The following is a 26,196-nucleotide window of genomic DNA, read 5'->3' as shown; positions in this document are numbered from 1 at the left end:
CCTCGTACTGGATGTACTTGGGTCGGGGCCCGGTGCGGCGAGAGTGCGTGCATGGCGTCGCGCGGCAGACGGGAGTTTGACGACAGGGCCTAGGGCACGTCGGCATCGTCGAAGAGTGCGAGCATCCGGGTCAGGACGCGCACGCACGCGTCCACGTCGGCGCCGGTGAGGTTGCCGCTCACCTGCCGCAGGGCCGCGTGTTCGCGGGCGTGCGCCGCGGTGATGGCCGCCGTGCCGTCGGCGGTCAGCCGGATCAGTGAGGACCGCCGGTGGGCGGGGTTGGGGATGACCTCGACCAGGTGCTGCGCGGCGGCATCGTTGACCATGCGCTGCACGAACTGCCGGCTGAGTGTCTGGGCGCGGCCCAGTTGAGGGACTGTCATGGGTCCGTGCCGGCGCAGCAGATCCAGGACGGCGCGCACGCCGACGGACAGCCCCTCGATCGGCTCGGCCTGTTCCACCTTGCGGTGCACCCGCCGGTACAGCGGCCCCACCAGGGCGAACACCTCCGTCAGTCGGTCGGCGAGTTCGTCGGGCGGCAGTGGGGTGTCAGTGCCTGTCATTCCCCAAGAATGACACTTCGGTTGCCAACTTTCGGCGATGATGACACCTTGGTTGTCATGTCTGCTTTCGCCGAGCACTCCGAGATGCTTGCGTTGACGACCTCCGACGGCTCCCTCGCCTATCGCGACACCGGCAAGGGGCAGCCGCTGGTGCTGCTCCACGCCGGGTTCTTCGATCACAGCATGTGGGACGACCAGATAAGGGCGTTCGCCCGGCACTACCGGGTCATCGCACCGGACGCCCGCGGACACGGCGCCTCCTCGAACGCGACCCGGCCGTTTCGTCCGGCCGACGATCTGGCAGCGCTGCTGCGCCGTCTCGATGCCGGGCCGGCGGTGCTCGTCGGGGTCTCGATGGGTGGGGCCACCGCGGTCGACGCCGCGCTCGAGCATCCGGAACTGGTTCGCGCCGTGGTCGTCAGCGGCGCGGGGACCAGCGAACCCTACTTCGAGGATCCCTGGACCCTGGAGGTCCTCGGGGAGCAGAACGCCGCACTGGCAGCCGGCGACATCGAGGGCTGGCTGAACGGGCACGTGCGCTTCGCGGCAGGTCCGCACCGCTCGCTCGGTGATGTCGACGCGGACGTTGCGAACCGCCTGCGCGTGATGGCGTCCCGGACGATCTCCAAGCACACGGCCGGCGAACCGGACCATCGCGTTCCGGTTCCGCGGACCTGGCAGCGTGCGGCGTCCATCGGCGTTCCCGTTCTGGCGATAAACGGTGCCCTCGACGTGAGCGACCACATCGTGATGGCCGAGCGTCTGGTCCACGCGGTACCCGACGGCCGCGCGGTGTCCGTGGAGAACACCGCACACTTCCCCCACATGGAGCGACCGACCGAGTTCAACGCCCTCCTGGCCGACTTCCTCGAAACTCTTCCGCATCGGGGCCCGGGGGAGGCCGCAATTCGCCGCCAGGGATGACAAAACAGCCAAGAGCTACCTCAGGGGGCTCCGCCTTGGCGCCTCGATGATCTGGATCGACGACTCCGCAGACGCCCGGCGGGCCGTTGCCGCCCGTGTCGCTGCGTGGGCGCGAGCGGCTGGATGACCGCAGGGTCCTCAACGGGATCGTGTGGAAGTTCCGTACGGGCACGGCATGGCGGGACGTACCCGAGTGGTACGGGCCGTGGGCCACGCCGCACACACGTTTTCGCGGGGGCTGACAGCCTGAACCCGGACGCTCCCGAGGCGGCCCGACCGGCACGATTCACCTGGCCTGCGACGGTGTGGGCCGCCGCTCGCCTTCATCGTCAGGTGGCGCGGCATCGCCACGCGATACGGCAAGACCACCGATTCCTGCCAAGCAGCCATCACCCTCGCAGCCCTGCTGATGTGGGCGTGGCACTTGGCGACAGAACCCAGGGGTCCGCGCGACTCGGCTCCGCTGCCGGTGGGTTACCGCGGGGTGGAGCCGGGGTGCTGGACCGGTGCCGTGCCCGTCGGGCGCGCGCCGATCCGCAGTCCGGGGCGCCGACTGTGCACGGTCAGATACGTCAGCCCGGACTCGCCGGCGGTGATGCTGCGGGCGGCGCCGTGCGGCAGCCAGACCAGGGCGCCCTCGGTGAGCGCCTCCACCGCCCGCGAGGAGCCGTTGCCGAGAGTGCCGTCCCCGGAGACGACCAGGACCAGCACGTCCAGCTGTGCCTCGGTGTGGGCCGTGATCCGTCCGCCGGGAGCCAGCCGGACGACGTTCGCGTCGAGTTGCCGTCCGCTCTCCGCCAGCTTCCACAGCACCCCGGCCGATACCGGGGGTGCGTCGGCCAGCGCGCGGGTGTCGCACAGCACGCGCGGGTCCGCCGCCGGACGGCCTGCTGCTGCGGTGTCGGTCGCGGACGGCGACGTCATCTGGTGTTCCCCTCGGCTCTTGCCTGTCCCTGCCCACAGTGTCCCGCCACTCTACAATTAATCCATGTAGGATTCGTGAAAATTGGCGCAGGCGGAAGAAGGGGTATCCGGACGTGACCACGCGGGAAAGCCCACGCCGCCGGGAGGTGCTGGAGGTGCTGCGCACCGCGCCCGCGCCGCTCGGGGTCGCGGAGGCCGCCGAGCGGATGGGGCTCCACCCCAACACCGTACGGTTTCATCTGGACGCCCTCGTGGCCGACGGCCTGGTGGAACGCCGGGCCGTGCCGCCCACCGGGCCCGGCCGGCCCCGCACCGTCTACACCGTGCGCCCCGGCATGGACCGCGGCGGCCACCGCGACTACCGGTTGCTCGCCCGCATGCTGCTCAGCCGGTGGGCCGCCGCCGACCCGGCCGAGGCACGGGCGGAGGCGACGGAGACGGGCCGGGCCTGGGGCCGCTTCCTGGTGGACCCCCTCCCGCCGTACGAGCCGGCGACGCCCGAGCGGTCGGTGGCCGCGTTGCTCGCCCTGCTGGACGGCCTCGGCTTCGAGCCGCGGCCGGAAAGGGGAGGCGCGGCGAACGGCGAGTCCGGCCGGACGCCGGATCGGATCAGGTTGCGGCACTGCCCCTTCCTGGAACTCGCCGAGGAACAAGGCGGGTTGGTGTGCCCGCTCCATCTCGGCCTGATGCAGGGAGCCTTGGCGGAGCTGGGCGCACCCCTCACGGCCACCACGCTGGAACCGTTCGCCGAACCCGACTCCTGCGTGGCCCACTTGGCGGGGACCGTGCCCGGCTGAACCGTCCCGCGCGGCCGGGCGCCTCACCCCGAGCCCCGCCGCCCCGGTGAGCCACCGCGCCCCTCGCTGGAGCCGCAGCCGTCGCACCGCCCGTTCCGATCGACCCCGCCGCCCACCCACCCCGGCGGAGAAAGGCCCCCCATGAACACCACCCCCGCTGCCACCGCCGGTGCCGTCACCTTCGTCTGGCTCGGGATGGTGCTGGCGATCTCCTTCCTGGAGGCGCCGCTGAAGTTCCGTGCCCCGGGGGTGACGATCCCCGTCGGTCTCGGTATCGGACGGCTGGTGTTCCGCGCGCTGAACGCCGTCGAGGCCGTCCTCGCGGTCGTCGTGGTCCTCGCGGTCGCGCTGGGCGACGCCCCGGCCGCCGTCATCTCGCTGACCGCGGCGGTGGCGGCGCTCCTCCTCGCCCAGCTGGCCGTCGTCCGCCCCCTCCTCAACCGCAGGTCCGACCGGGTCCTCGCGGGAGAGGAACTGCCCCGCTCGCGCAGCCACCTGTGGTACGTGGCCCTGGAGGTCCTCAAGGCGGGCGCCCTGACCGCCCTGGGCGTCGCCCTGCTCACGGCCTGATCCCGTAGGGTCGGTGCGGGGGCCGCGAGGCCGGGACGGGCACGGGGGGCCACGGAACATGCCGACACCCGCACAGATCTGGGCGGAAGCCGACCTGCCGGCCCGCCGCCTGGCCGGACTCGCGCTCAACCCGGCCGTCCCGCAGGACATCCTGCTCCGGCTGCTCGCCGACGCCCCGCTCGCCGTCCGCATGGTGCTGTGCCGCGACCGTGAGCTGCCGGACGCCGTCGTGGACGCCGTGATCGCGCACCCCGACCCGCGCACCCGCGGCTTCCTCGCCGTCAATCCGCACGTCGACCCCGCCCAGCGCGCCCGGCTGGTCGACGATCCCGACTGGACCGTCCGCGCCCACCTCGCCGACGGCCCCCGGGTGTCCCTCCCGCACCGGCCGAGGCCGCTGCCCGACGACACCGTCGTACGCATGATCACCGCCTACGACGGTGAGGAGCTGGGTGCGCTCGGCTTCTGGCAGCAGATGTCGTGGGAGCTGATCGACTCCCTGCCCACCCATCCGGTCGCCGAGGTCCGCTGCTGGGGCGTCGGATACTGGGACTCGCTGCCCGCCGAGCGGCGGGCAGCGCTGCTGGCGGACCCGGACGACGGCGTGCGCGAGCGGGCGCAGGCTCAGGTGCGGTGGGAGGACCCGGCGTGGGTGGAGAGCGCGCTGCCCCCGCGGCCCTGTCACGCCCGCACCGACATCCTGCTCAACCGGGTCCTCAGCCCGGCCGTCGTCGCCGGTGTCCTCACCGCGCCGGCCCGCGAGGACGAGCGGGCGACGATCGCCCTCAATCCCTCCCTCCCGGCCGACGTGGTGGCTCTCCTGGCCGCCGACCCGGACCCGGAGGTGCGGGAACGGATCGCGGGCCGTGCCGACCTGCGGCCCGCCGAACGCAGCGCCCTCGTCCGTGACCCCGACCCGGACGTGCGCCGGGCGGTGGCCGGCCATCCGGACCTCGGCCCGGAGGAGCGCCGTACGCTCGCGACGGACCCGGATCCGGAGGTCCGGCTGGCGGTGTCCGTCCACCCCGCGCTCAGCGAGGAGGAACGCGCCCGCATCGACTACCGGGCGCCGCTGGACCGCGCGTTCCGGTTCCACCCGGCGCCCCGGGTGCCCCGCGATCCGGCCGCCGTCCGCCGGGACGCCCTCTCCGGGCACCCGCTGCTGCGCCGCAGGGCCGCGCGGGAGCACACGCTGCCGGCGGACCTGGTGGCCCGCCTCGCGGAGGACGACGACCCCGGCGTCCGCGTCCTGCTCGCCCAGAACCACCCGGACGCCCCGGCGGCGCTGCTGCTGCGCTGCTTCCTGGAGTACACCGGCCCGGAACGCGAACGCCTGCCCACCCTGCCGAACTTCCCGCGCACCGGGCTCACTCACCTCGCCGAACACGCCGACCCGCACGTGCGTGCCCTGGTCGTACGGGACCCGGACACCGAGCCGGCCGTCGTCGAACGGCTCACCCGTGACCCCGATCCCGAGGTCCGGGCGGCCCTGGCCCGCCACCCGAACCTCCCGGCCCGCCGGCTCGCGGAACTCCTCGCCGACCCGGAACTCGCCCACGCCGCCGCGGCGAACCCGGCCCTGGACCCGGAGACGGTCGACCGGCTCGTGCACACGCACGGCCGGGGCCCCTGGTGAGGGACCCCGGCCGTACACAGCACCCCTTTTCTCAGCCTTCCTGCTCCACGGGCACCTTCTGCGGCGGGGGCGCCACCACGCCGTTGAGCGAGGGGGAACCTCCGTTCACCGGCTGCGCGTTGTCGCCCATCGTGGCGAGCAGCTTGCGGGCGAGGCCGAGCCCCGTGCCGCCCATGGTGAGCGCCTTGGCGAACAACTCGCCCATGCCGTCCGCCCCGTTGAGCAGGACCATGTTGTCGACGTTGCCGAACGCCGACGCCCCCGCCTGAACGATCTCCGGCCACTTCTCGGCGAGTTGCTGGGCGACGACCGCCTCCTGGTTCTCCGCGAGGGCCGCGGCCCGCGCCTTGATGGCCTCCGCCTCCGCCAGGCCCTGCGCCCGGGTCGCCTCGGCCTCCGCCAGGCCCTTCGCCTGCTGGGCGGCGGCCTCCGCCTCACCGGTGGCCCGGGTGGCGGCGGCGGTCGCCGTACCCCGGGTCCTGGTCGCCTCGGCCTCGGCCGCGGCGGCGGCCTTCACCCGGGTCGCCTCGGCCGCCGCCGCCAGCTCCGTCTCCTTCGCCTTGGCCTGGGCCGCCGAGATCCGCGCGTCCCGCTCGGCCTCGGCCAGCGTCCGCTTCTCGTACGCCTTCGCGTCCGCCGGCTTGCGGACGTCCGCCTGGAGCTGCTGCTCCCGCCGGTGCGCCTCCAGTTCGGCGACCCGCGTCTCCTGCACGACGACCTCCTGCCGGGCGGCCGCCGCGGCGAGCGGGCCGGCCTGCTGGGCCTTCGCCGCCGCCTTGTCCCGTTCGGCCTGGTAGCCGGCCTGGAGGATCTCGCTGTCCCGGGTGGCCTCCGCCATCCGCGCGAACGACTGCTGCTCGGCCTCCGTGGCCAGCCGGTTCGCCTCGGCCTGCGCGATGCGCGCGTCCCGCTGGACGGCCGCCGCGTGCGGCATCGCCAGGTTCTGGATGTACCCGGTCGGATCCTCGATCTCGTGGATCTGCAGCGAGTCCACGATCAGACCGAGCTTCTCCATCTCCGTACCGCACGCCGCCCGGGTCTGCCCGGTCAGCTTCTCCCGGTCACGGATCATGTCCTCGACCGTCAACCCGCCCACGATCGACCGCAGATGACCGGCGAAGACGTTGTGCACCCGCTCCGACATCAGCTTCTGCTGGTCCAGGAAACGGCGTGCCGCGTTCGCGATCGACACGAAGTCGTCGCCGACCTTGAAGATGACCACGCCCCGCACCTTCAGCGGAATGCCCTGGTGCGTCACGCAGTCCACGTGCAACTCGGTCTCGTTCAGGTCCAGCGACAGCTTGCGCACCGCCTGCACACCGGGCAGCACCAGCGTGCCTCGCCCGGTGACGATGCGGAAGCCCATGCCCTCCTCCAGGCCCTCGGTGCGGTGCTTGGACCCGGAGATGATGAGCGCCTCGTTCGGCTCGGCGACCCGCCACATCATCTTGAACAGACCGATCAGCACGAGGACGGCAACGACGACCGCCCCCGCAACGACGCCGACAACCATCGGCATACGCCCCCTTTGCATGGTGCCCGTTCGGCACCGAACGAAGGGAGTGTGCGCCTGCCCGGGGCGCGGGTGAAGACGCCGGGGAATCCTTGTTGCAATCTTGACGCACGCCGCCCTCACCTGGGGCGACGCATGCTCAACTGTCGTACGCCGCCGTCACGTAGACGGTCCTCGGTGGCAGGTACTCCACCACCATCACGACCGTCCCGGTCGGGATCCGGCCCGTGCCGTCGGCCGGATAGGCGAGGAAGTGCTCCGCGCCGCCGCGCACCCGCACGATCACCTCGCCGACCAGACCGGGCCCGACCGCCCCCGTCACCCGCCCCATCAGCCCGACCATCGACGCGTCGTCCATGGCCCCAGCGTACGGGCGGAACGCCGTCACGGGGCCGGAGTGCCGGCGTCCGCGCCGGCGTCCGCTCCCTGCGGCGGCCACAGCTCGTGCCAGCGCAGCTCCGCCTCCAGCTGGGCGGCCAGGGACACGAGGACAGGCTCACTGTTGGCCGGACCGAGCAGCTGCGCGCCCACCGGGAGTCCGGGGCCGGCGAATCCGGCGGGCACGTTCACCCCCGGCCAGCCGAGCACGTTCCACGGCCAGGCGTACGGGCAGGCGGCGATGATCGCCCGGTCCGTGGCCAGCCCGCCGAGCCGGGACAGGGCACCGATCCGGGGCGGGGGCATGGCGGTGGTCGGGGCGAGGATCACGTCGTACGACTCGAAGAACGCGCCGATCCGCCGGTGCAGCACCGCCTCCGCACGCCGGGCCGCCCGGAGCGGGGCACCGGCGAGCAGCCGGCCGAGCCGGGCCGCACCCCGGGTGCGCGGATCGAGCAGCGCCGGGTCCGGTGCCTCACGGACCCGCTCGGCGATCCCGGCGGTGGCACGGGGCACGAAGGTCAGCCCGATCTGCCCGTACGGCGGATCGGCCTGCTCCACGACATGCCCCAACCGCGCCAGCCGCTCGGCGAGTTCGACGACCCGGGCGCGGATCACCGGGTCCAGCCGGGCGGGTACGGCGGTGAACGGCGGCTTCAGCGACAGGGCGACGCGCAGCCGGCCCGGGTCGCGGCCGACCGCGTCCGCCACCGTCAGCGCGGGCGGCCGGTGCGGGTCCCGGTCGTGGTTGCCGCTCGCCGCGTCGAGCAGCACGGCCGCGTCGGCGACCGTACGGGCGAGAGTGCCGTTGACCGTGATGCCGTGGAAGGACTCGCCGCGCGGCCAGGTCGAGATACGGCCGCGCTGCGGCTTGATGCCGATCAGATGCGTCCAGGAGGCCGGGATGCGCACCGAACCGGCACCGTCGGAGCCGAGCGCGGCCGGGACGAGCCCGGCGGCGACGGCGGCGGCCGAACCACCCGACGACCCGCCGGGCGTGTGCTCGGTGTTCCACGGGTTGCGGGTCTCCCCGAACGCCGGCCCCTCGGTGAAAGGCCACTGCCCCAGCTCGCACGTGTTCGTCTTGCCGACGATCACCGCGCCGGCCGCGCGCAGCCGCCGTACCGCCTCCCCGTCCGCGGCCACCGGCGGGAACTCACCGCAGCAGCCGAACGCGGTCGGCTCACCGGCCACGTCCATGTCGTCCTTCACCGCCACGGGCACCCCGAGCAGCGGGCGCCGCACACCGGCGGCCAACTCCCGGTCCGCGGCGTCCGCTTCGGCCAGCGCGGCCTCGGCGCGCACGATCCGGAAGGAGTTCAGCGTCGCCTGCGTGGCCTCGATCCGCGCCAGCGTCCGCTCCACCACCTCCCGCGAGGTCACCTCCCCCTCGGCGAGCGCACGCCGGGTCTCCACGAGTCCTGCGGCACGGTCGGGCGTCATGGACGAGCACCTCCGGGAGACTCCGGGCACGATGTCTACCGAACGGTAACGTCAGAGCGGGGCGGGAGTGCGGTTTTCACGCGGGTGTCTTCCAGCGGGTGTCTGCCAGGGGATGGAGCGGTGTTCCCCACCACAACCCTGACGCCTCCGACGGCAGCGTGCAGCCGCTCGGCGAGGTGCCCGGTGCAGCACATCCGCAGCGTCGACCGCGCGGTCCGGTGAGGTCGTCGCCCCGCCGGGGGGTGGACAGGGGCGGCCAGATCGCGTCCGGCGGGGCAAGGGCGGAGCGGAAGGCGGCGGGCCGGTGGGCCGGCGGCGGGGACGACGCCGGTCGTCACCGGTGGCTCGTCCGTGTCGGCGAACTCCCAGCGGGCGCACCGAACCGGCGCCGTCGGAGCCGAAGTGTCGCGCCTGGATCTCCGGTGTGTCGCGTGGTGGGGGATCACCCCAGCAGCCGCCGCAGCCACTCCAGGCGGGCCGCGCGGGCCGTGCGGGACAGGGCCGCCTCCGGGGCGAGGGCGTCGAAGCCGTGGCAGCCGCCCGGCCAGACGTGGAGTTCGGCCTCCCCTCCGGCCTGCCAGATCCGGGACGCGTAGCCGACCACCTCGTCCCGGAAGGTCTCCGCGGAGCCCACGTCCAGGAACGCCGGGGGCAGGCCTGACAGGTCGGTCGCGCGGGCCGGAGCCGCGTACGGGGAGACTCCGGGGCCGCCGCGGCGCTCGCCCAGCAGGGCGGTCCAGGCCGTCTCGTTCGCGGTACGGTCCCACACGCCCAGGCCGGCCATCTGACGGCTGGAGACGCTGTCGTTGCGGTCGTCCAGCATCGGGCACATCAGCAGCTGACCGAGCGGACGCGGGCCCTGCCGGTCCCGGGCGAGCAGCGCCAGCGCCGCGGTGAGACCGCCGCCCGCGCTGGCGCCCGCGACGACGATCCGGTCCGGATCGCCGCCGATCTCCCGCGCGTGCTCCGCGGTCCACAGCAGCCCGGCGTAGGCGTCCTCGATCGGCGCCGGATGCGGATGCTCGGGCGCGAGCCGGTACTCCACCGACACCACGACCGCGCCCAGCTCGCGCGCCCAGGCCAGCGGTTCGCTCACGCCGGCCCGGTTGGTGCCGGCCACGAGGCCGCCGCCGTGCACGTGGTACAGCACCGGCAGCGGGGCCGGGGCGGGAGCGGCCGTCGGCCGGCACAGGAGGAGGGAGACATCGGGGGCGCCCTCCGGACCGGGCACCGTACGGTCCTCCGCCTCGAAGGCGCCGTCCATGGTCACGTCGACCAGTTCGACGGCCGCGCTGCGCCGGGCGGCCTCCACATCGGCCGGCGTCAGCCCGGGCCCGATCACTCCCCGGAACGACTCCAGCACGGTGGCGAGTTCCGTATCGAACGGCGGCGGGACCAGGGACATGGCTCCCCCTCCTTCCGTGACTCGTCCGGCGGTCGGTCACGACGTACGCGGTCGTGGGCGGTCATGAGCCGTCTACCCCTCGGCGTCCGGAGCACCACCTGCCGGTCAGCCCCGCACGTCGACTTCGCGCGCGCTCCAGCGCCCGGCGTCGGTGCCCTCGACGACAGTGAGCCCCGGAGGCGGCCGGGGTGAGCCGGCTGCCGGTGATGGACGGTGACCGGGGTGACGTACCGGCATCCGGGACTGCTCGCACGATCGCCACCACGCCGGACGTCCTGTCCGGCGGCCCGAGGGGCCTGGACGCCTTCCCGCGGCACATCGGGCGGGACGATCGAGGGGTACGCCAAGCTCGGCCTGGACACCGTGATCCTGGCGCCGCGCCGCGCCGCGCCGCGGCGAGACGTCCAGGTGGATGGAACGGTTCGCGGTCCGGCGGTGGAGCGGCCGGAGGGGCCGGAGCAGGGCGGGGCGAGCGGCTGGGGGCACGGCGAAGGGCCTGAGGCGGGGCTGAAGGCACGGGAAAGGGCCGGAGCCATGACGGCTCCGGCCCTCACCGGGAACGTAGGGCACCGGCCCCGACGGGGAACGGCGCTACGGCTCAGGCAGCGGCAGCGCCCACGTTGCCGTGCAGGCGGGCGACGACCTCGGTCAGCTGGGCGGCGACCTCGGCGTCGTCGACCGGGTGGGTCTCGGCGAAGCGGGTGACCGAGCCGGGAATGGACAGCTTGATGTCCTCGATCACCTTGCCGCCGGCGATGCCCACGGCCTTGCGGGCCTCGTCCTGCGCCCAGACGCCGCCGTACTGGCCGAAGGCGGTGCCGACCACGGCGACGGGCTTGCCACCGAAGGCGCCGGCGCCGTACGGGCGGGACAGCCAGTCGATGGCGTTCTTCAGCACGGCCGGGATGGTGCCGTTGTACTCGGGGGAGAAGAGCAGGAAGGCGTCCGCGGCCTGGGCGGCCTCGCGCAGCTTGGCGGCGGCGGCCGGGACGCTGCCCTCCACGTCGATGTCCTCGTTGTAGAACGGGATGTCGGCCAGGCCCTCGTACAGCTCGACCTCGGCGCCCTCCGGCGCGAGCTTCACGGCCGCCTCGGCGAGCTGGCGGTTGTGCGAACCGGCGCGAAGGCTGCCGACGAGCGCGAGGATGCGAACAGACATGGGAACTCCAAGGGGCTGAAACATCGCTGTCACGATCCGGACCGGGGTCCGTTTAAGTTTGTATCACCCTAACCGGACCGCGGTCCAGTTTTGTTCCCGATGCTTTACGCTGTCGTCATGTCCAGCGCTCTGCCGCCCTTCCCGAAGCCTGAGGAGCCCGTCGACACGTCCCAGTTGCTGGAGGTCGGCCCGGCGTCCGACGAGCCGTTCCTGCGCGCCGACGCCGCCCGCAACCGGGCCCGGCTGCTGGAGGCCGCCGCTCGGCTGATCGCGGAGCACGGGGTGGCCGGGGTCACCATGGAGGCGGTGGCGGCGGCGGCCAACGTGGGCAAGGGCACCGTCTTCCGCCGCTTCGGCGACCGCACCGGGCTGCTGATGGCCCTGCTCGACCACTCCGCCAGGCAACTTCAGGCCGACTTCCTGAGCGGGCCCCCGCCGCTGGGCCCCGGCTCGCCGCCCCTGGAGCGGCTGCGGGCGTTCGGCGTGGCGGTGCTGTACCGCACGGCGGAGCAGCTGGACCTCCAGCTGGCCGCCCAGCCGGAGCCGACCCGCCGGTTCGTGCACCCCGCCGCCGGGTCGCTGCGCATGCACGTCACGATGCTGCTCCGCCAGATCGTCCCGGACGCCGACTGCGACCTGCTGGCCCACACCCTCCTGGCCTCACTGGATCCCGCGCTGATCCACCACCTGACCCGACAGTGCGACATGCCCATGGAACGCCTGGAATCCGGCTGGCTCGACCTGGTCGCCCGGGTGACCGACACGGGGCCGCGCCGCTAGGGGAGCGGGCCGCGCCGGGCTTCTCGGGTGGGCCAGACCCGTGCGAAGCCGCTGTGGTGGCGTGGAGCCGCACTGAGCCGCCGGGCGCGGGAGGCTCGGTGGCGCCGCCGGTCTGGACCGGATCGAACGAGCCGCGGGTAGCTGCCGCGCCAGGCAGGGTGAGCGGTGGCGCGGAACCGCCGTGCTGGGCAGGCCGCGCGAGCCACGCGCGGCCGTCGCGGTGTGGCGCCCCGCGCAAAGTTGCCGGGGCCGGGCCTGAACCAATCGGCGCCGCGCGCACCGAGCCGGGCCCACCCGAATCGGCCTGCCGGGAACCGCCGCACCCGGCAGGGTCGCCTCGGCCTGCCGGGAACCGCCGCACCCGGCAGGGTCGCCTCGGCCCGCTGGGAATCGCCACGCCCGGCCCAGCCGACCCGGCCCGCTGGGAACCGCCACACCTGGCCGAGTCGCCTCGGCCCCTTGGGAATTCGCCGCGCCCGGCCGAGTCGTCTCCGCCCGCCCGGAACTCTCGGCACCTGGCAAAGTTGCCTCGGCCCCTTGGAATTCGCCGCGCCCGGCCGAGTCGTCTCCGCCCGCCCGGCACTTCCGGCACCTGGCAAAGTTGCCTCGGCCCCTGGGAATTCGCCGCGCCCGGCCGTGTCGTCTCCGCCCGCCCGGCACTCCCGGCATCCGGCCACGTCGCCTCCGTCCACTCGGACCGGCTCGCCCAGCCCGGTCAGTCCTCCTGGCCGGTGAACATGTGCACCAACCCCTGGGGCGCGTCCGTGCGGAACAGCAGGGACTGGCTGTGGGCGGAGTCCGTCGCGGAGGCCTCGGCGCGGGGGAACACGCGGGACTCGTAGGCGGCCAGCGCGGCCTCCGTGTCCCCGGGGTGTGCGGCCAGGGCGAGGCCCAGTTCGGCGCCGTCGATCAGGGCCAGGTTGGCGCCCTCGCCCGCGAACGGCGACATGAGGTGGGCCGCGTCGCCGAGCAGGGTCACCCCGGGCACCCGCTCCCAGCGATGGCCGGCCGGCAGGGCGTGGATGCGGCGGGGCACCAGCGCGCCGTCCGAGTCCGCGACCAGCGCCCGCAGGCTCTCGTCCCAGCCGTCGAACTCCTTCAGTACGGCCGCCTTCGCCGCCTCGGTGTCGGTGAAGTCGATGCCGTCCAGCCAGTCTTCCGGCGCCACCACGGCGGCGTAGACGTGCAGGCTGCCGTCGGTCTCGCGGTGGGCGAGGAAGCCGCGGCCGGGGCCGAGCGCGAAGAGCATGCCGCCGCCGACCACCTCCGCGCTCACCGGGTGCCGCACATCCGCTTCCCACAGGTCCGCCTCCACGAACGACACGCCGGTGTACGCGGGCCGGGCCGCGGAGAGCAGCGGGCGCACGCGCGACCAGGCGCCGTCCGCGCCGACCAGCACATCGGTGGTGAACTCGGTGCCGTCCGCGAGTGTCACCCGGTGCCGGCCGCCGTCCAGCGGGCGCGCGCCGGTGACCTTGGCGCCCCAGCGGACCGTGCCGGCGGGCAGGGAGCCGAGCAGGAGTGCGCGCAGGTCACCCCGGTCTGTCTCGGGGCGACCGCCGGTGCCGTCGTCGGGCTGTGCCAGCCGGACCGTACCGTCCCGGTCGAGGACCCGCAGGGCCTGGCCTCCGGAGTGCACCCGGGTCAGGAACTCCGCGTGCAGGCCGGCGGCCCGCAGCGCCTCCTGGCCCGTGTCGTCGTGGATGTCGAGCATGCCGCCCTGGATCCGGGCGTCCGCCGACGCGTCCAGGTCGAACAGCGCGGCCTCGATGCCGTGCACGTGCAGCACGCGGGCGAGCGTGAGCCCGCCGAGGCCGGCGCCGACGACGGCGACGGGGTGGTGGGGGAGGGAACCGGTGGTCACGTGGCCTCCTGGCCTTCGGTCGGTACCTCGGTCGATGCGGGGGTCGGTACGGCGGTCCGCTCGATGCCGTTGATCAGCGTCTGGAAGGCCCACGACAGGCGGGTCTCGGGCGTGCCGGACAGCAGCGCGTCGGCGCCGGCGGCGATGTGCGGATGGGTGGCGGCGGGCGCCTCGCGCAGGGCCCGGGCCGCCGCCTGCCAGTCGCCCTGGGGCTGCTCCCCGGCGTGCTCGGCGGCGGTCGCCGTGGCGTGCTGGAGCAGCAGGTCCACGCCCCAGGCCGCCTGGGCGAGCGGCACCCCGCCCGCCTGGAGCAGGTGCAGCAGGGTCTCGACCAGGCGCAGGTAGTGCGGGCCGCTCGGCCGGGCGGTCAGCGCCGAGCGAGCCAGGGTCGGGTGCTCCAGCAGCATCGCCGTGTAGTCGGTGAGCACCCGCTCCAGCCGCTCCCGCCAACTGCCCTCGGCCGGTGCCGGGCCGACCGTGCCGAGCAGTTCGTCCAGGACGGCCGCGTGCAGTTCGTCGGTGTTGCGGACGTACACGTAGAGCGAGGCCGGGCCGGTGTCGAGTTCCTGTGCGAGCCGTCGCATCGTCACCTTGCGGAGCCCTTCCGCCCGCAGGATCGCGACGGCGGCGTTGATGATGCCCTCCCGGGTCAGGGCGGGCTTGGCGGGACGCTCCCGGCGGGAGCGGGGGGCAGCGTTCATGCCACCACGCTAACGAACATGTTCGTTGCGAACAAGTTCGGCACGAACATGTTCGCCATACGCGCCCCTGGGCCGCCCTCTTTGTCAAACGATGAACCACCTTGCCCCGCCCGCCCCCGGCCCCCGCCCCTCTGCCAAGATGCGGTCTGTCATGGTGCAGATACCGAACACGCCCACGAGTGCCGATGTGGCCCGCCTGGCCGGCGTCTCGCGTGCGACCGTCTCCTACGTCCTCAACAACAGCGCCGTACGGATCAGCGAAGCGACCCGCCGTCGCGTGCACGAGGCCGCCCGCGAACTGGGATACGTCCCGCACGCCGCCGCCCGCAGCCTGCGCGCAGGACACAGCCGTATGGTCCTCATGCCCGCCCCGGCGATCCCGGTGGGCCCCCTGTACAGCCGGTTCCTGAACGAACTCCAGTGGGCGCTCGGCCGTCTCGACTACACCGTCGTCCAGTACGGCAGCGTCGGACTGGAGGGTGACGAAGCCGCCCGCGCCTGGGCGGAACTGCGGCCGGTCGCCGTCCTGGTGCCCGGTGCCGGTCTCGGCCCGCGGGGCGTCGCCGTGCTCAAGCGCTCCGGCGCCCGGGCCGTGGTCACCCTCGGCCCCGGCCGCGTCGAGGGAGCGCACGCCCTGCTGATGGACCACGACGCCGTCGGCCACTGTGCGGGCGCCCACCTGTACGCCCGGGGCCGGCGCCGGATCGGTGTGGTCCTGCCCGGGGAACCGGGGCTGGAGGCCTACTCACGGCCCCGGCTCGCCGGCGTGCGCGAGGCGCTGCGGGGCACGGACGCCACCGTGACGGAGCTGCCGCTCGCCTACACCGAGGAGGCCGCCGCCGAACTGGCCGCCCGCTGGAGCGAGTCCGGCCTGGACGCGGTGTTCGCCTACAACGACGAGTACGCGATGCTGCTCATGCGCGCCTTGCAGGACGAGGGCGTACGCGTCCCCGAGGACGTCGCCGTGATCGGCGCCGACGACCTGATGCTGGGCCGGCTGCTGCGGCCCCGGCTCAGCACGGTCCACATCGAACTGCCCTCCGGGCAGGACCTCGCCGAACTGGTCGACCGTGCCGTGCGCCACCCCGGTGGCGAGCCCGAGGTGCACACCGTGCTGGGGGCCTCGGTGATCCGGCGCGAGTCCAGCTGACCCGGACCCGCACGCGGTGTCACCGCGGCCCCGCACGCGTTACCGCCGCGTCTGCTACTGCTGCTGCGCCTGCCCCGGCTGCTCCTGCCCCTCCTGGGCCTGACCCTGCTGGGCGGCGATGTCCTTGCGGACCTCGTCCATGTCGAGCTTGCGGGCCTGTCCGATGAGGTCGGCGAGCATGGGCGCGGGCAGGGCGCCGGGCTGGGCGTAGACCGCGACCTGGTCGCGAACGATCATCAGTGTCGGGATCGACTGGATGTCGAAGGCGGCGGCCAGCTCCGGCTGCGCCTCGGTGTCCACCTTGGCGAACACCAGGTCGGGGTTCTCCTCGGCGGCCTTCTCGTAGACGGGTGCGAACGACCGGCAGGGCCCGCACCAGGACGCCCAGAAGTCGATGAGAACGAACTCGTTCTCGGTGACCATCTGGTCGAAGTTCTCCTTGGTCAGCTCCACAGTGCTGCTCATGGCGTGATTCCCTCTTCCTGGTGTGGGGTGTGCCGACGTCGGAAACACGGCCACCGGTCGGCCTATTCCACCCGTGCACGCCTGTGTCCCGCGCGCGTACCCATGTGGCCAGCGCGCACACCACCCACCAGACTGACCCCATGACGGAAACGGAATCCATCGCATACGACGTCGTGGTGATCGGGGGCGGACCCGTGGGCGAGAACGTCGCCGACCGCACCCGCGCGGCCGGCCTCACCACGGCGCTCGTGGAGAGCGAACTGCTCGGCGGCGAGTGCTCGTACTGGGCCTGCATGCCCAGCAAGGCCCTGCTCAGGCCGGTCATCGCGCAGGCCGACGCCCGCCGCCTGCCCGGCCTCGCCCAGGCGGCCCAGGGCCCGCTCGACGCCCCGGCCGTCCTGGCCCGCCGCGACTACTTCACCGCCCACTGGAAGGACGACGGACAGGTCTCCTGGCTGGAGGGCACCGGCGCCGTCCTGTACCGCGGCCAGGGCCGGCTGGCCGGGCCCCGCACGGTCACGGTCACCGGTCCCGACGGCACGGTCACCACCCTCACCGCCCGGCACGCCGTCGCCGTGTCCACCGGCACCCGGGCCCAGCTGCCCGACCTGCCCGGACTCGCCGAGGTCAAGCCCTGGACCAGCCGTGAGGCCACCAGCGCCCAGGCGGTCCCGGGCCGGCTGATCGTCGTCGGCGGCGGTGTCGTCGCCACCGAGATGGCCACCGCCTGGCAGGCCCTCGGCTCCCGCGTCACCATGCTGGTGCGCGGCAAGGGCCTGCTGAACCGCATGGAGCCGTTCGCCGGTGAACTGGTCGCCGAGGCCCTCACCGAGGCGGGCGTCGACCTGCGCACCGGCACCTCCGTGGAGTCCGTCAGCCGCGAGAACGGCACGGTCGTGGCCGTCACCTCCGCCGGCGACCGGATCGAGGGCGACGAGATCCTCTTCGCCACCGGCCGCGTCCCGCACACCGGCGACATCGGCCTGGAGACCGTCGGCCTGGAACCCGGCTCCTGGCTGGACGTCGACGACAGCCTGCGCGTGACCGGCACCGACTGGCTGTACGCGGTCGGCGACGTCAACCACCGCGCCCTCCTCACCCACCAGGGCAAGTACCAGGCCCGCATAGCGGGCGCCGCCATCGCCGCCCGCGCCACCGGCGGCGCGGTCGCGGAGGAACCGTGGGGTGCCCACGCCGCCACCGCCGACCACCACGCCGTGCCCCAGGTCGTCTTCACCGACCCGGAGGCCGCCGCGGTCGGGCTCTCCCTCGCCGAGGCGGAACAGGCCGGCCACCGCGTCCGCGCCGTCGACGTGGAGTTCTCCGCCGTCGCGGGCGCCGGCCTGTACGGCGACGGCTACAAGGGCCGTGCCCGCATGGTCGTGGACCTGGAGGACGAGATCCTGCGCGGGGTCACCTTCGTCGGCCCCGGTGTCGGCGAACTCATCCACTCGGCCACCGTCGCGGTCGCGGGACACGTCCCGGTCAGCCGGCTGTGGCACGTCGTCCCGTCGTACCCGACGCTGAGCGAGGTGTGGCTGCGGCTGCTGGAGGCCTACCGGGACAACTGAGCGTCCGGTTACGGCAGTTCGAAACCCAGGGCCTCGGCCGCCGCCTCCGGCGTCGGCTGGGCCCACAGGGCCGCCACCGCCTCGTTGGTGGACAGCGAGCGCGGCTCCGCGCGGTCCAGGTACAGCGTGCCGTCGAGGTGGTCCGTCTCGTGCTGGACGATCCGGGCCGGCCAGCCGGTGAACACCTCGTCCAGCGCGCGGCCGTGTTCGTCCGTGCCGCGCAGCCGCACCTCGGCGTGCCGGGCCACCACCGCCTGCCAGCCGGGCACGCTGAGGCAGCCCTCGAAGAAGGCGGCCCTGGCGGTGCCGACGGGCTCGTACGAGGGGTTGACCAGGACCCGGAAGGGCTGTGGCACCCGGCCCCGGGCGACCGCCACCTCCTCGGGCACCGGCGCCGGGTCCTCGATGACCGCGATCCGCAGCGGCACACCGACCTGCGGAGCGGCGAGGCCCACACCGGGGGCCGCGTGCATGGTGACGCGCATCGCCTCGACGAACCGGGCCAGCAGCGCGGGGCCGAGCTGGCCGTCGTACGGCTCGGTGCCGCGCCGCAGCACCGGCTGTCCGGCCGCGACGATGGGCAAGGGGCCGCCGGCGGCGAGGAGTTCCTCGACCCGCTCGGCGAGCGGTGCGTGATCACGGGGAGGTGCCATCGCGTCAGGATGCCACGCCCACCCGCCGCCCCCTGTGGCACAGCTCACCAACACCCCGGGGAACTCAGCCCTTTCGCGGTCCGACTCCTGGCCCCCTCGATTTTCGCCCCGAGCCCGCAGAGGCCCGCCGATGACCACCGCTGCCTCGACCACCCCGGCCGAGGCCTCCCGCCCCGCCACCCGCGGCCGCTGGGCACCCCCGCGCCCCCTCGTACTGCGCCTGCGCTTCTACGCCGGCGTGCTCGTCGCGCCCTTCCTGCTGGTCGCCGCCGTCACCGGCCTGCTGTACGCGGGCTCCTTCCAGGCCGAGAAGCTCGTGTACGGCCATGAGCTGACCGTTCCGGCCGGCGAACGCGAGCTGCCCGTCTCCGCCCAGGTGGCCGCCGCCCTCAGGGCCCGTCCGGAGCACGGTCGCGGCCGTCCGCCCCACGCCGCAGGCGCCGCGGCCGAGGTGCCGCCGTACCTCCTCGTCCCGGCGCTCGCGGCCGTCGCGTTGCTCGGCTGGTTCGTGCCGCTGCTCGGCATCCCGCCGGCCTGTTTCCTCGCCGCCGACCTCCTCCTCGGCGAGATCGCGCACCGGCGCGGGCGCCGCACCCACGGGAGTGTCAGTGGCGTGAAGTAGCGTGGAACGGCCGGTGAGCGAGCGAAGGAAGACGGGGGAGGGACCACGGATGACGCGGGAAGGCGGCCGGGCCCGGCGGCGCGGGCAGGGGGAGCTGGAGGGCCAGGTCCTCGGCGCGCTGCGCGAGGCGGACGGACCGGTCACCGCGGCCTGGGTGCAGCAGCGCCTCGGCGGCGACCTCGCCTACACCACGGTCGTCACCATCCTGACCCGGCTGCTCGCCAAGGACGTCGTCTCCCGCGAACGGCACGGCCGGTCCTTCCTGTGGACGCCGACGGCCGACGTGGCCCGGCTGGCCGCGCTGCGCATGCGCCGCCTGCTGGACGGCGAACGGGACCGCGAGGCGGTCCTGGCCAGCTTCGTCACCGCCCTGCCGCCCGGCGACGAACAGGTGCTGCGCGCGCTGCTCGACATCCCGGGCCCGGACGCCGGCGGCACGGAGGACTGACCGCTCATGGGGGTCTTCGTCTTCCTGCCGCTGGTGCTGCCGCTGTCCGCGTGGCCCGTCGCCCGGCTCGCCGAGACCCGGCTGCACCCGCGTACCGCCACCCGGCTGCTGACCGCGGTCGCCGTCGTCATGGCCGGGTGCAGCACGCTGTGCCTGGCCCTGCTCATGGTGGCCGGCACCGCCCAACTGCCCGGCAACCCCCTGCCGGACGGCTGGTCCGACCCGGAGGTGCGGGCCGCCGTCCCGCACGACGAGGTGGCCGGCCGGGCCGCCATCCCGGCGCTCGCGGTGGTCGCCGCCGCCTGCGCCCGCACCCTGTGGCGGCACCGCCGGGTCACCCGCCGGGCCCGCCGCGTGCTCGCCGGGGTGCCGGGGTCCACGGTCGCGGTCCTCCCGGACAGCACTCCGTACGCGTACGCCCTCCCCGGCAGCCGGGGCGGGGGCCGGATCGTCGTCACCACGGCCCTGCTGGCCGGCCTGGCGCCCGCCGAGCGGCGCGCCCTGTTCGCGCACGAGCGCGCCCACCTGACCGCCCGTCACCACCGGCACCTGCTCGCCGCGCACCTGGCGGCCCGGGCCAACCCGTTCCTGAGACCGCTGCGCACCGCCGTCGTCTACACGGCCGAGCGGTGGGCGGACGAGGAGGCGGCCCGCGCGGTCGGCGACCGGCGCACGGTCGCCCGTGCCATCGGCAAGGCGGCCCTGCTGTCCCCGCGCACACCGGTGCCGACGGTGGCGGCGCTGGCGGCGACCGGTCCCGTGCCGCGCCGGGTGGCCGCGCTGCTGGGCCCCGCGCCCACGGCCCGGACGTGGCCGTCGGCGTTCACGTCGGTCGGCCTGGCCGCCTGGGGCGCAGCCGCCGGGGCGCTGGTGTCGGCGATGTCGTCGGCGAACTCGGCCGTCACCTTGTTCCTGATCCTGCACGCGGCGACACCTCTGTGACGTCACGGGGCGAGTGCCCGAAAGGGGCCGGCCGGATTCCTCCTGCCCGGGTGACGGGCGGCCCTACCGCTGCGGCAGGCCGGCCAGCTCCGCGTCGGCCCGCTCGGTGAGCAGCGTGAGCACACGGCCGGCCACCGCCCGGTCCTCCTCGCAGATGCCCGCGTACAGCCGGGCGGAGACCGTCGCGGACTCGGCGGAGCTGGTGGCGTACACCGCACGCCCCGCGTCCGTCAGGCGCACGGCCGAGGGCCCCTCGGGGGCGAGCAGGCCGGCGGCCGTCAGGTCCTCGATCGCGCGCTGGGCGTCGCTCTCGTGGACCTTCACCGTGCCGACGACGCCGTCCACCAGGGCGGCTCGCTCGGCCGGCCCGTCCGCGACGGCCGTGAGCCGCAGGGCGACGGACTGCAGGAAGGAGATGCCGTGCGGGGCGAGGACGCGCTCCAGCACGGCGCGCAGGGCGTAGTGGGCGAGGCCGATGGTCCGGCTGTCGACGCGGGGTGCGGTGGTGGTCATGACTGCTCCGTCTCGTGATCGGTGGTGCCGAACGGGTCAAGCGGTGCGTCGAGCAGGGTCGTCAGGTCCCGGGTGAACTCCTGGGCGCGGGGGCTGTCGGGTCCGCCGAGGGGTGCCAGCAGCTGGCGCAGTAGTCCCTGGACGACGTCGATCGCCTTCCGCGTGGTCTCGCGGCCCTGCGCGGTGAGCGCGAGCTGGACCGCCCGCGGGTCGGCCGGGTCCCGGGCGCGTTCGAGGAGGCCGGCCGACTCCAGGGCGCGGGCCAGTTTGGAGACGTACAGGGCCTCCAGGCCGGTGTGGTCGGCGAGGCGGCGCTGGCTGGGACGCACCCCGGAGCGCTGCATGCCGTACAGCGACGCCACCAGGGAGTACTGCGCGTGGGTCAGTCCGAGCGGGGCGACCGCACGGTCCACCGCGACCCGCCACTTCATCGACAGCCGCCACACCAGGAAACCGGGCGTGGCACCTTCGGACAGCTTGCTCATGTGTAGATACAGTACATGGCTACTATGTACATGGCTACTAAATTTTCTGGAGTGGCGGTCCACCTCCGGTCCATGCCGGCCGGCATGTCTACCGCATGTCTAGCGCGCAGGGCGCACCGCGCGCCTCGCGACCGTGCCGCGCGCGGGGCGCCAGGTGGCGACCAGGGCCGCCGCCAGCAGGAGTTCGGCGATGTCACCGCCGTAGTACATGATCTCGGCAGCGCCCTGGACCTGGGGGACGGGAGCGTCGACGGCCACCCAGAATCCGCCGTACATCATCTGCGCGACACTCGCGTGCGCCGCGATGGCGCAGCCCAGGCAGACCAGCCGGGTGCGCACACCGGGGCGGGCCGGGGCGGGGTCGGGCCCGGCGACGGCGTGCGCGAACAGGCAGCCCGCCAGCAGGAAGTGCGCGTGCAGCAGCCAGTGCCCGGCCGGACGGGCCGTGGCGGTGTCGTAGAGCGGGGTGAAATACAGCAGTGCGAGGCTGCTTGTGGACAGCAGCAGGCCGGTCACCGGATGGGCGAGCAGGCGCGCCGGGCCGCTGTGCAGGAACGCGGTGAGGCGGCGGGCGTGAGCCGCGGGCAGGGCGCGCAGCGCGAGGGTCATCGGGGCGCCGAGCACCAGGGCGAGCGGCGCGTACATGCCGATGAGCATGTGCTGGGCCATGTGGCCGCGGAAGTCACGGTGGGCGAAGGAAGCGACGGGAGGCAGCAGCGCCGCCGCCAGCAGGAGGAGGCCCGCGCAGAAACCGGCCGTGCGCCAGGGGTTCCAGCCCCGTACGGGATTCCGGCGGCGTGCCCGGCGCGCGAGCAGGAGGTAGCCGCCCGCGCACGCCAGCAGGGCCAGGAGCGGGAGCAGGACCTCCGGCGCGCCGCCGCCCTCCGCGTGATGCGTGTGCGTATGCGTGAGCATGTGCGGGGTGCCCTGGCCCATCAGACGGCGTGTCCCGGCCGTGCGGCGCGGGGTGCGGCCGGATCGAAGGGCCGCGCGCCGCGCCGCAGGAGCAGGCCGCCCGCCAGCAGCAGCGCGCCGAGCACGAGGAAGCCGATGTCCCACCACATCTGGTACGGACCGCCGTGGACGTGGTGGATACCCAGAACGTGATGGTCGAGGACGCCCTCCACGAGGTTGAACAGGCCCCAGCCGGACAGGACCCAGCCCCAGAGCACCCGCGAGGCCCACACCTGGCGCCGGCCGGTGGTCACCCGGGCGTACAGGACGGCGAGGCCGCCGAGGACGGCGAGCCAGCACACGGTGTGGAAGACGCCGTCCCACAGGGTGTTCATCTCCAGCCCGGAGACGGTGTGGGGGTCGTAGTACTTCACACCGATGTGGTCGTGGTCGGTGCCGGTCAGCATGTGGTGCCACCGCAGGAGCTGGTGCAGCAGGATCCCGTCGACGAATCCGCCGAGCCCCACTCCCAGCAGGAGGCCGGGCAGTCGGAGACTGGGCGGCGCGGTTACGGCTCCGGTCTCGCGCACGGTGGTCGTCATCGCTCCTCGTCTCGGTCGGTTCCTCGGGCGGTCGGTCGAGCGGGTACGGCACAGAGCGGGTACGGCAGCGGCTGCCCTACGAGAGCTACCAGCTCCCCGGCTCCACCGCTGCGGCACGCTCGGCCATCTGTGCGGAGGCGGGCGGTACGACACGGAACCGGCCGGCCGGAACAGGTCCTCTCATGCCGTCCGCCCGCCAGGGGTACCCGCCCGGCACGGGACGAACCCGGCACGCCCGCGAGGGTGCGGGCACCTGCGACGGCTCGGACGGAAGGGCGACGGAACCCATGCCCGGTACCACGGACGCACCCACCGACGACACGGTCGACCTGCACTTCCTCGGCAACGCGACCGTTCTGCTGCGCTACGGGCCGCTGACGCTGCTCACCGACCCGAACTTCCTGCACCTCGGCCAGTACGCCTACCTCGGCAACGGCCTGGTCAGCCGGCGCCTGACCGAGCCCGCTCTGGAACCGGAGGACCTGCCCCGCCTCGACGGGATCGTGCTGTCCCATCTGCACGGGGACCACTGGGACCGCCGGTCCCGACGCCACCTGGACCGCTCGGTCCCGGTGCTGAGCACCCCGCACGCCGCGCGCCGTCTGAAGGTGCTGCACGGACGTGAGCGGGTGGCCGGACTGCGCACCTGGCAGGGACTCACCCTCCGGCAGGGGCCGGTCCAGGCCACGGTCACGGCGTTGCCCGGACGGCACGCCGGACATCCGGTGCTGCGGCGACTGCTGCCTCCGGTGATGGGCAGCATGGTCGAGCTGGGTCCGGCGGGCGGCCCGCCGCGGCTGAGGCTGTACGTCTCCGGCGACACACTGCCGTACGACGGCCTCGACGAGATCACCGACCGCTTCCCGGCCGCCGACCTGGCCGTCCTGCACCTGGGCGGCACCCGGCTCCCCGGCGGCTTCGTGGTCACCATGGACGGCCGGCAGGGTGCGGAACTGGCCCGGCGCCTCGGTCCCCGCGCCGTCCTGCCCGTGCACTACGAGGAGTACACGGTGATGCGCTCGCCCCTGTCCGCCTTCCTGACCGAGGCCGGCCGGCTCGGCCTCGGCGACCGGATCGTGCACTGCCCGCGCGGGCGCCACGCCCGGCTCGCGGCCGAGCCGGGGGCGGCGCCCGTCGTCAGCTGACCGGCGTTCCGGGCCGTCAGGGGAGCGGCCTCAGCGGATCACCTCGTCACCTCATGGCGCGCGTCCGGGACGCAGTGCGTCATGGTGAGGCCCTCGACGTCGCGCGGCGGGTTCTTGCCGAGGTTCGCCAGCCGCTCCTTGTCCTCCTCGGTGAGATCCTGGCTGGCCAGCGGCTCCAGGTCCGCGACGTCCTCCGGGCGGATGCCGAGGCCCTCGCCGACCCGCAGCCCCAGGTCGTTCTCCACCAGCAGGAAGTGCCAGACCATCCGCTCCTGGATGGGCCGGTCGCACCGGGAGAGCTGACCCACCAGGTTCCGCACCAGGTCGTCGCGCTCCCACTGCTCCATGAGCAGATACCGCTGGCCCGCCTGGAGGTAGTCGTTGGTGCGGGGGATGCGCTTGCGGGTGAGCCGGCCGCGGATCTCCGGGCCCTGCTCGTCGTGCGTCGGATACTCCGCCTCGCGCAGGCCGCCACGGATCGACGGCTCGTAGTTGACGCTCGGATTCTCCCCGCCGCCGTCGACGTGGTACGTCATCAGCCCGTCGCGCTGGTTGGTGCGCACCCGGGCGTTCTTCGCCTGGTTGACCGGCAGTTGGAGGTAGTTCGGGCCGACCCGGTAACGCTGGGTGTCGCTGTAGGAGAAGGTGCGGCCGACGAGCATCTTGTCGTCGGAGAAGTCCAGGCCGTCGACGAGTACGCCCGTGCCGAAGGAGATCTGCTCGTTCTCCGCGAAGAAGTTCTCCGGCATCCGGTCCAGCACCATCCGGCCCACCGGCTTCGGCGGGAAGTCCTGCTCCGGCCAGGTCTTGGTGTCGTCCAGCGGATCGAAGTCGAGTTCGGGGTGCTCGTGGTCGTCCATGACCTGCACGAGCAGCTCCCACTCGGGGTACTCACCCCGCTCGACGGCCTCGTACAGGTCCTTGGTGGCGTGACCGAGGGAGCCGGCCTGGACGTTGGCCGCGTCCTCCTCGGTCATCGACCGCACGCCCTGCTTCGGCATCCAGTGGTACTTGACGAGCACGGTGTTGCCCTCGGCGTTCACCCACTTGTACGTGTTCACGCCGAAACCCTGCATGTGGCGGTAGTCCGCGGGGATACCGCGCGGGCTGAACAGGTTGACCAGCATGTGCATGGCCTCGGGCGTCTGCGACATGAAGTCGAAGATCCGGTTCGGCTTCTGCTCGAAGTCCACCGGGTCCGGCTTCAGGGCGTGGATGACGTCCGGGAACTTGATGGCGTCCCGGATGAAGAAGACGCCCAGGTTGTTGCCGACGAGGTCCCAGTTGCCGTCCTCGGTGTAGAACTTGACGGCGAAGCCACGCGGGTCGCGTGCCGCCTCGGAGGAGTCACGGCCGCCGATGACGGTGGAGAAGCGGACGGCGACGTCGGTGCGCTTGCCGCGCTCCTGGAACAGCTTCGCGCGCGTGTAGCGGGCGATCGGCTCGTCACCCCAGGCGCCGTACGCCTCGAAGAAGCCGTACGCCGTCACACCGCGGGCGTGCACCACCCGTTCCGGGACGCGTTCCCGGTCGAAGTGGCTGATCTTTTCGAGGAACTGGTAGTTCTCCAGCGTCGCGGGCCCACGGGCGCCGACGGTGCGCTGGTTCTGGTTGTCGTAGACGGGGTGGCCCTGTCGGTTGGTCAGGATCCTCCGGTCGTCTCCGGAGGCGGGACCCGTGCCTGCTACGTCTGTCATGTCGAGGGCTCCTAGAAACGGGAGAGGCGATACGACAAGCTCGCCACGACCACCGGCCGAGTACCCGAAGGCGCGCGGCCATGCCCGTGCCGAACCCCCGTACGGCTCTCGGGTGCGGCGGTCGTGCGAAGACGCCCGCCGAACCGCCCGTCACCCGCCCGGCGCCGACCCCGGCCGTCGTACGGCATCAGCCGCCCGGCACCCTCGCGGGCACCGGAACGGGGACCACGGCGGAACGCTCCTGTACCGCCGCTTCCCCACGAGGAAGCCCGGCCGGAACGCATGAGCCCGGACGCTGCGAGGCACCCTTCACTCCGTGGGCGGTGTCTGTTCGGCCCCGCGACCGGGCACC

General features: G+C 73.7%; 26 protein-coding genes and 2 pseudogenes. 12 read left to right on the top strand and 16 right to left on the bottom strand.

Going from position 1 to position 26,196, the window contains the following annotated elements; genetic code table 11:
- Positions 1–89: 89 nt before the first annotated feature.
- On the bottom strand, positions 90–563 hold the full coding sequence (locus tag AB0L21_RS15065) for a MarR family transcriptional regulator (protein WP_365784339.1): 474 nt from the start codon (positions 561–563) through the stop codon (positions 90–92).
- A 57-nt stretch (positions 564–620) separates the two neighbouring features.
- Here AB0L21_RS15065 and AB0L21_RS15060 point away from each other — a divergent pair, with 57 nt between their 5' ends.
- Complete coding sequence (locus tag AB0L21_RS15060; protein ID WP_365784348.1) at positions 621–1,487, top strand: alpha/beta hydrolase; 867 nt, start codon at positions 621–623, stop codon at positions 1,485–1,487.
- Between the two features lie 86 nt (positions 1,488–1,573).
- Positions 1,574–1,717: pseudogene (locus AB0L21_RS15055) on the top strand (transposase); the annotation flags it as partial.
- 244 nt (positions 1,718–1,961) lie between these two features.
- On the opposite strand, the gene AB0L21_RS15050 reads toward AB0L21_RS15055, so the two are convergent.
- Positions 1,962–2,411: a hypothetical protein gene (locus AB0L21_RS15050; protein WP_365707293.1), complete on the bottom strand. Its 450-nt coding sequence runs from the start codon at positions 2,409–2,411 to the stop codon at positions 1,962–1,964.
- A gap of 113 nt (positions 2,412–2,524) precedes the next feature.
- On the opposite strand from AB0L21_RS15050, the gene AB0L21_RS15045 reads away from it, so the two are divergent.
- The 3 genes from AB0L21_RS15045 to AB0L21_RS15035 all read left to right on the top strand — a co-directional run bounded on the left by AB0L21_RS15045 (position 2,525) and on the right by AB0L21_RS15035 (position 5,414).
- On the top strand, positions 2,525–3,208 hold the full coding sequence (locus AB0L21_RS15045) for a helix-turn-helix domain-containing protein (RefSeq protein ID WP_365784337.1): 684 nt from the start codon (positions 2,525–2,527) through the stop codon (positions 3,206–3,208).
- Between the two features lie 141 nt (positions 3,209–3,349).
- Entirely contained in the window at positions 3,350–3,778 is a 429-nt protein-coding gene (locus tag AB0L21_RS15040; RefSeq protein WP_365784335.1) for a hypothetical protein, read from the top strand.
- 58 nt (positions 3,779–3,836) lie between these two features.
- On the top strand, positions 3,837–5,414 hold the full coding sequence (locus AB0L21_RS15035) for a hypothetical protein (RefSeq protein WP_365784333.1): 1,578 nt from the start codon (positions 3,837–3,839) through the stop codon (positions 5,412–5,414).
- A 31-nt stretch (positions 5,415–5,445) separates the two neighbouring features.
- On the opposite strand, the gene AB0L21_RS15030 is transcribed toward AB0L21_RS15035, so the two are convergent.
- The 5 genes from AB0L21_RS15030 to AB0L21_RS15010 all read right to left on the bottom strand — a co-directional run bounded on the left by AB0L21_RS15030 (position 5,446) and on the right by AB0L21_RS15010 (position 11,312).
- Positions 5,446–6,933 (bottom strand): SPFH domain-containing protein, encoded by a 1,488-nt coding sequence (locus AB0L21_RS15030; protein ID WP_365784331.1) that lies wholly within the window; start codon positions 6,931–6,933, stop codon positions 5,446–5,448.
- A 133-nt stretch (positions 6,934–7,066) separates the two neighbouring features.
- Positions 7,067–7,285, bottom strand: a complete 219-nt coding sequence (locus tag AB0L21_RS15025) for a hypothetical protein (protein ID WP_365707283.1) — start codon at positions 7,283–7,285, stop codon at positions 7,067–7,069.
- A gap of 26 nt (positions 7,286–7,311) precedes the next feature.
- On the bottom strand, positions 7,312–8,748 hold the full coding sequence (locus tag AB0L21_RS15020; protein ID WP_365784329.1) for an amidase: 1,437 nt from the start codon (positions 8,746–8,748) through the stop codon (positions 7,312–7,314).
- 442 nt (positions 8,749–9,190) lie between these two features.
- Positions 9,191–10,153 carry an alpha/beta hydrolase gene (locus tag AB0L21_RS15015; protein WP_365784327.1) on the bottom strand — a complete coding sequence of 321 codons (963 nt, stop codon included), beginning with the start codon at positions 10,151–10,153 and terminating at the stop codon, positions 9,191–9,193.
- 598 nt (positions 10,154–10,751) lie between these two features.
- Positions 10,752–11,312 (bottom strand): NAD(P)H-dependent oxidoreductase, encoded by a 561-nt coding sequence (locus AB0L21_RS15010; RefSeq protein ID WP_365707277.1) that lies wholly within the window; start codon positions 11,310–11,312, stop codon positions 10,752–10,754.
- 99 nt (positions 11,313–11,411) lie between these two features.
- Here AB0L21_RS15010 and AB0L21_RS15005 point away from each other — a divergent pair, with 99 nt between their 5' ends.
- Positions 11,412–12,092: a helix-turn-helix domain-containing protein gene (locus AB0L21_RS15005; protein ID WP_365784325.1), complete on the top strand. Its 681-nt coding sequence runs from the start codon at positions 11,412–11,414 to the stop codon at positions 12,090–12,092.
- Between the two features lie 715 nt (positions 12,093–12,807).
- Here the strand turns inward: AB0L21_RS15005 and AB0L21_RS15000 are convergent.
- Both AB0L21_RS15000 and AB0L21_RS14995 read right to left on the bottom strand, forming a co-directional pair.
- Complete coding sequence (locus AB0L21_RS15000) at positions 12,808–13,956, bottom strand: NAD(P)/FAD-dependent oxidoreductase (RefSeq protein WP_365784323.1); 1,149 nt, start codon at positions 13,954–13,956, stop codon at positions 12,808–12,810.
- Positions 13,953–14,657 carry a TetR/AcrR family transcriptional regulator C-terminal domain-containing protein gene (locus AB0L21_RS14995; RefSeq protein WP_365707271.1) on the bottom strand — a complete coding sequence of 235 codons (705 nt, stop codon included), beginning with the start codon at positions 14,655–14,657 and terminating at the stop codon, positions 13,953–13,955. Before AB0L21_RS14995 ends, AB0L21_RS15000 begins: the two co-directional genes overlap by 4 nt.
- A gap of 139 nt (positions 14,658–14,796) precedes the next feature.
- Here AB0L21_RS14995 and AB0L21_RS14990 point away from each other — a divergent pair, with 139 nt between their 5' ends.
- Positions 14,797–15,807, top strand: coding sequence for a LacI family DNA-binding transcriptional regulator (locus AB0L21_RS14990; RefSeq protein WP_365784321.1), 1,011 nt, complete (start codon positions 14,797–14,799; stop codon positions 15,805–15,807).
- A gap of 54 nt (positions 15,808–15,861) precedes the next feature.
- On the opposite strand, the gene trxA is transcribed toward AB0L21_RS14990, so the two are convergent.
- Complete coding sequence (gene trxA, locus AB0L21_RS14985) at positions 15,862–16,272, bottom strand: thioredoxin (protein WP_365784319.1); 411 nt, start codon at positions 16,270–16,272, stop codon at positions 15,862–15,864.
- 140 nt (positions 16,273–16,412) lie between these two features.
- Between trxA and AB0L21_RS14980 the strand changes: the two genes are divergently transcribed.
- Positions 16,413–17,843, top strand: a complete 1,431-nt coding sequence (locus tag AB0L21_RS14980; RefSeq protein ID WP_365707265.1) for an NAD(P)/FAD-dependent oxidoreductase — start codon at positions 16,413–16,415, stop codon at positions 17,841–17,843.
- A gap of 8 nt (positions 17,844–17,851) precedes the next feature.
- Here AB0L21_RS14980 and AB0L21_RS14975 read toward each other — a convergent pair whose 3' ends face one another.
- The gene (locus AB0L21_RS14975; RefSeq protein WP_365707263.1) at positions 17,852–18,496 is read right to left on the bottom strand and encodes a peptide deformylase; all 645 of its coding nucleotides are present in this window, start codon (positions 18,494–18,496) and stop codon (positions 17,852–17,854) included.
- A 130-nt stretch (positions 18,497–18,626) separates the two neighbouring features.
- Here AB0L21_RS14975 and AB0L21_RS14970 point away from each other — a divergent pair.
- The 3 genes and pseudogenes from AB0L21_RS14970 to AB0L21_RS14960 all read left to right on the top strand — a co-directional run.
- Positions 18,627–18,902 (top strand): annotated as a pseudogene (locus AB0L21_RS14970) (PepSY domain-containing protein); the annotation flags it as partial.
- A 265-nt stretch (positions 18,903–19,167) separates the two neighbouring features.
- Positions 19,168–19,566 (top strand): BlaI/MecI/CopY family transcriptional regulator, encoded by a 399-nt coding sequence (locus tag AB0L21_RS14965; RefSeq protein ID WP_365707261.1) that lies wholly within the window; start codon positions 19,168–19,170, stop codon positions 19,564–19,566.
- A 6-nt stretch (positions 19,567–19,572) separates the two neighbouring features.
- The gene (locus tag AB0L21_RS14960) at positions 19,573–20,508 is read left to right on the top strand and encodes a M56 family metallopeptidase (protein WP_365784317.1); all 936 of its coding nucleotides are present in this window, start codon (positions 19,573–19,575) and stop codon (positions 20,506–20,508) included.
- Positions 20,509–20,571: 63 nt separating this feature from the next.
- Here the strand turns inward: AB0L21_RS14960 and AB0L21_RS14955 are convergent, their stop codons facing one another.
- The 4 genes from AB0L21_RS14955 to AB0L21_RS14940 form a co-directional block, all read right to left on the bottom strand.
- Positions 20,572–21,021 carry a MarR family transcriptional regulator gene (locus AB0L21_RS14955; RefSeq protein ID WP_365707257.1) on the bottom strand — a complete coding sequence of 150 codons (450 nt, stop codon included), beginning with the start codon at positions 21,019–21,021 and terminating at the stop codon, positions 20,572–20,574.
- On the bottom strand, positions 21,018–21,506 hold the full coding sequence (locus AB0L21_RS14950) for a MarR family transcriptional regulator (RefSeq protein WP_365784315.1): 489 nt from the start codon (positions 21,504–21,506) through the stop codon (positions 21,018–21,020). The genes AB0L21_RS14955 and AB0L21_RS14950 overlap by 4 nt, the downstream gene beginning before the upstream one ends.
- A 99-nt stretch (positions 21,507–21,605) precedes the next feature.
- Entirely contained in the window at positions 21,606–22,442 is an 837-nt protein-coding gene (locus tag AB0L21_RS14945) for a cytochrome c oxidase assembly protein (protein WP_365784313.1), read from the bottom strand.
- Positions 22,442–23,002 (bottom strand): DUF2243 domain-containing protein, encoded by a 561-nt coding sequence (locus AB0L21_RS14940; protein WP_365707253.1) that lies wholly within the window; start codon positions 23,000–23,002, stop codon positions 22,442–22,444. Before AB0L21_RS14940 ends, AB0L21_RS14945 begins: the two co-directional genes overlap by 1 nt.
- A 287-nt stretch (positions 23,003–23,289) precedes the next feature.
- On the opposite strand from AB0L21_RS14940, the gene AB0L21_RS14935 reads away from it, so the two are divergent.
- Positions 23,290–24,147, top strand: a complete 858-nt coding sequence (locus tag AB0L21_RS14935; RefSeq protein WP_365707251.1) for an MBL fold metallo-hydrolase — start codon at positions 23,290–23,292, stop codon at positions 24,145–24,147.
- 38 nt (positions 24,148–24,185) lie between these two features.
- Here AB0L21_RS14935 and AB0L21_RS14930 read toward each other — a convergent pair whose 3' ends face one another.
- Positions 24,186–25,844, bottom strand: a complete 1,659-nt coding sequence (locus tag AB0L21_RS14930) for a catalase (protein ID WP_365707249.1) — start codon at positions 25,842–25,844, stop codon at positions 24,186–24,188.
- Positions 25,845–26,196: the final 352 nt, after the last annotated feature.

Source organism: Streptomyces sp. NPDC052721 (assembly GCF_040678315.1).
Lineage (GTDB): Bacteria > Actinomycetota > Actinomycetes > Streptomycetales > Streptomycetaceae > Streptomyces.
Note: the sequence above shows the minus strand (reverse complement) of the source record. Positions and strands in the feature narration are given on the sequence as shown.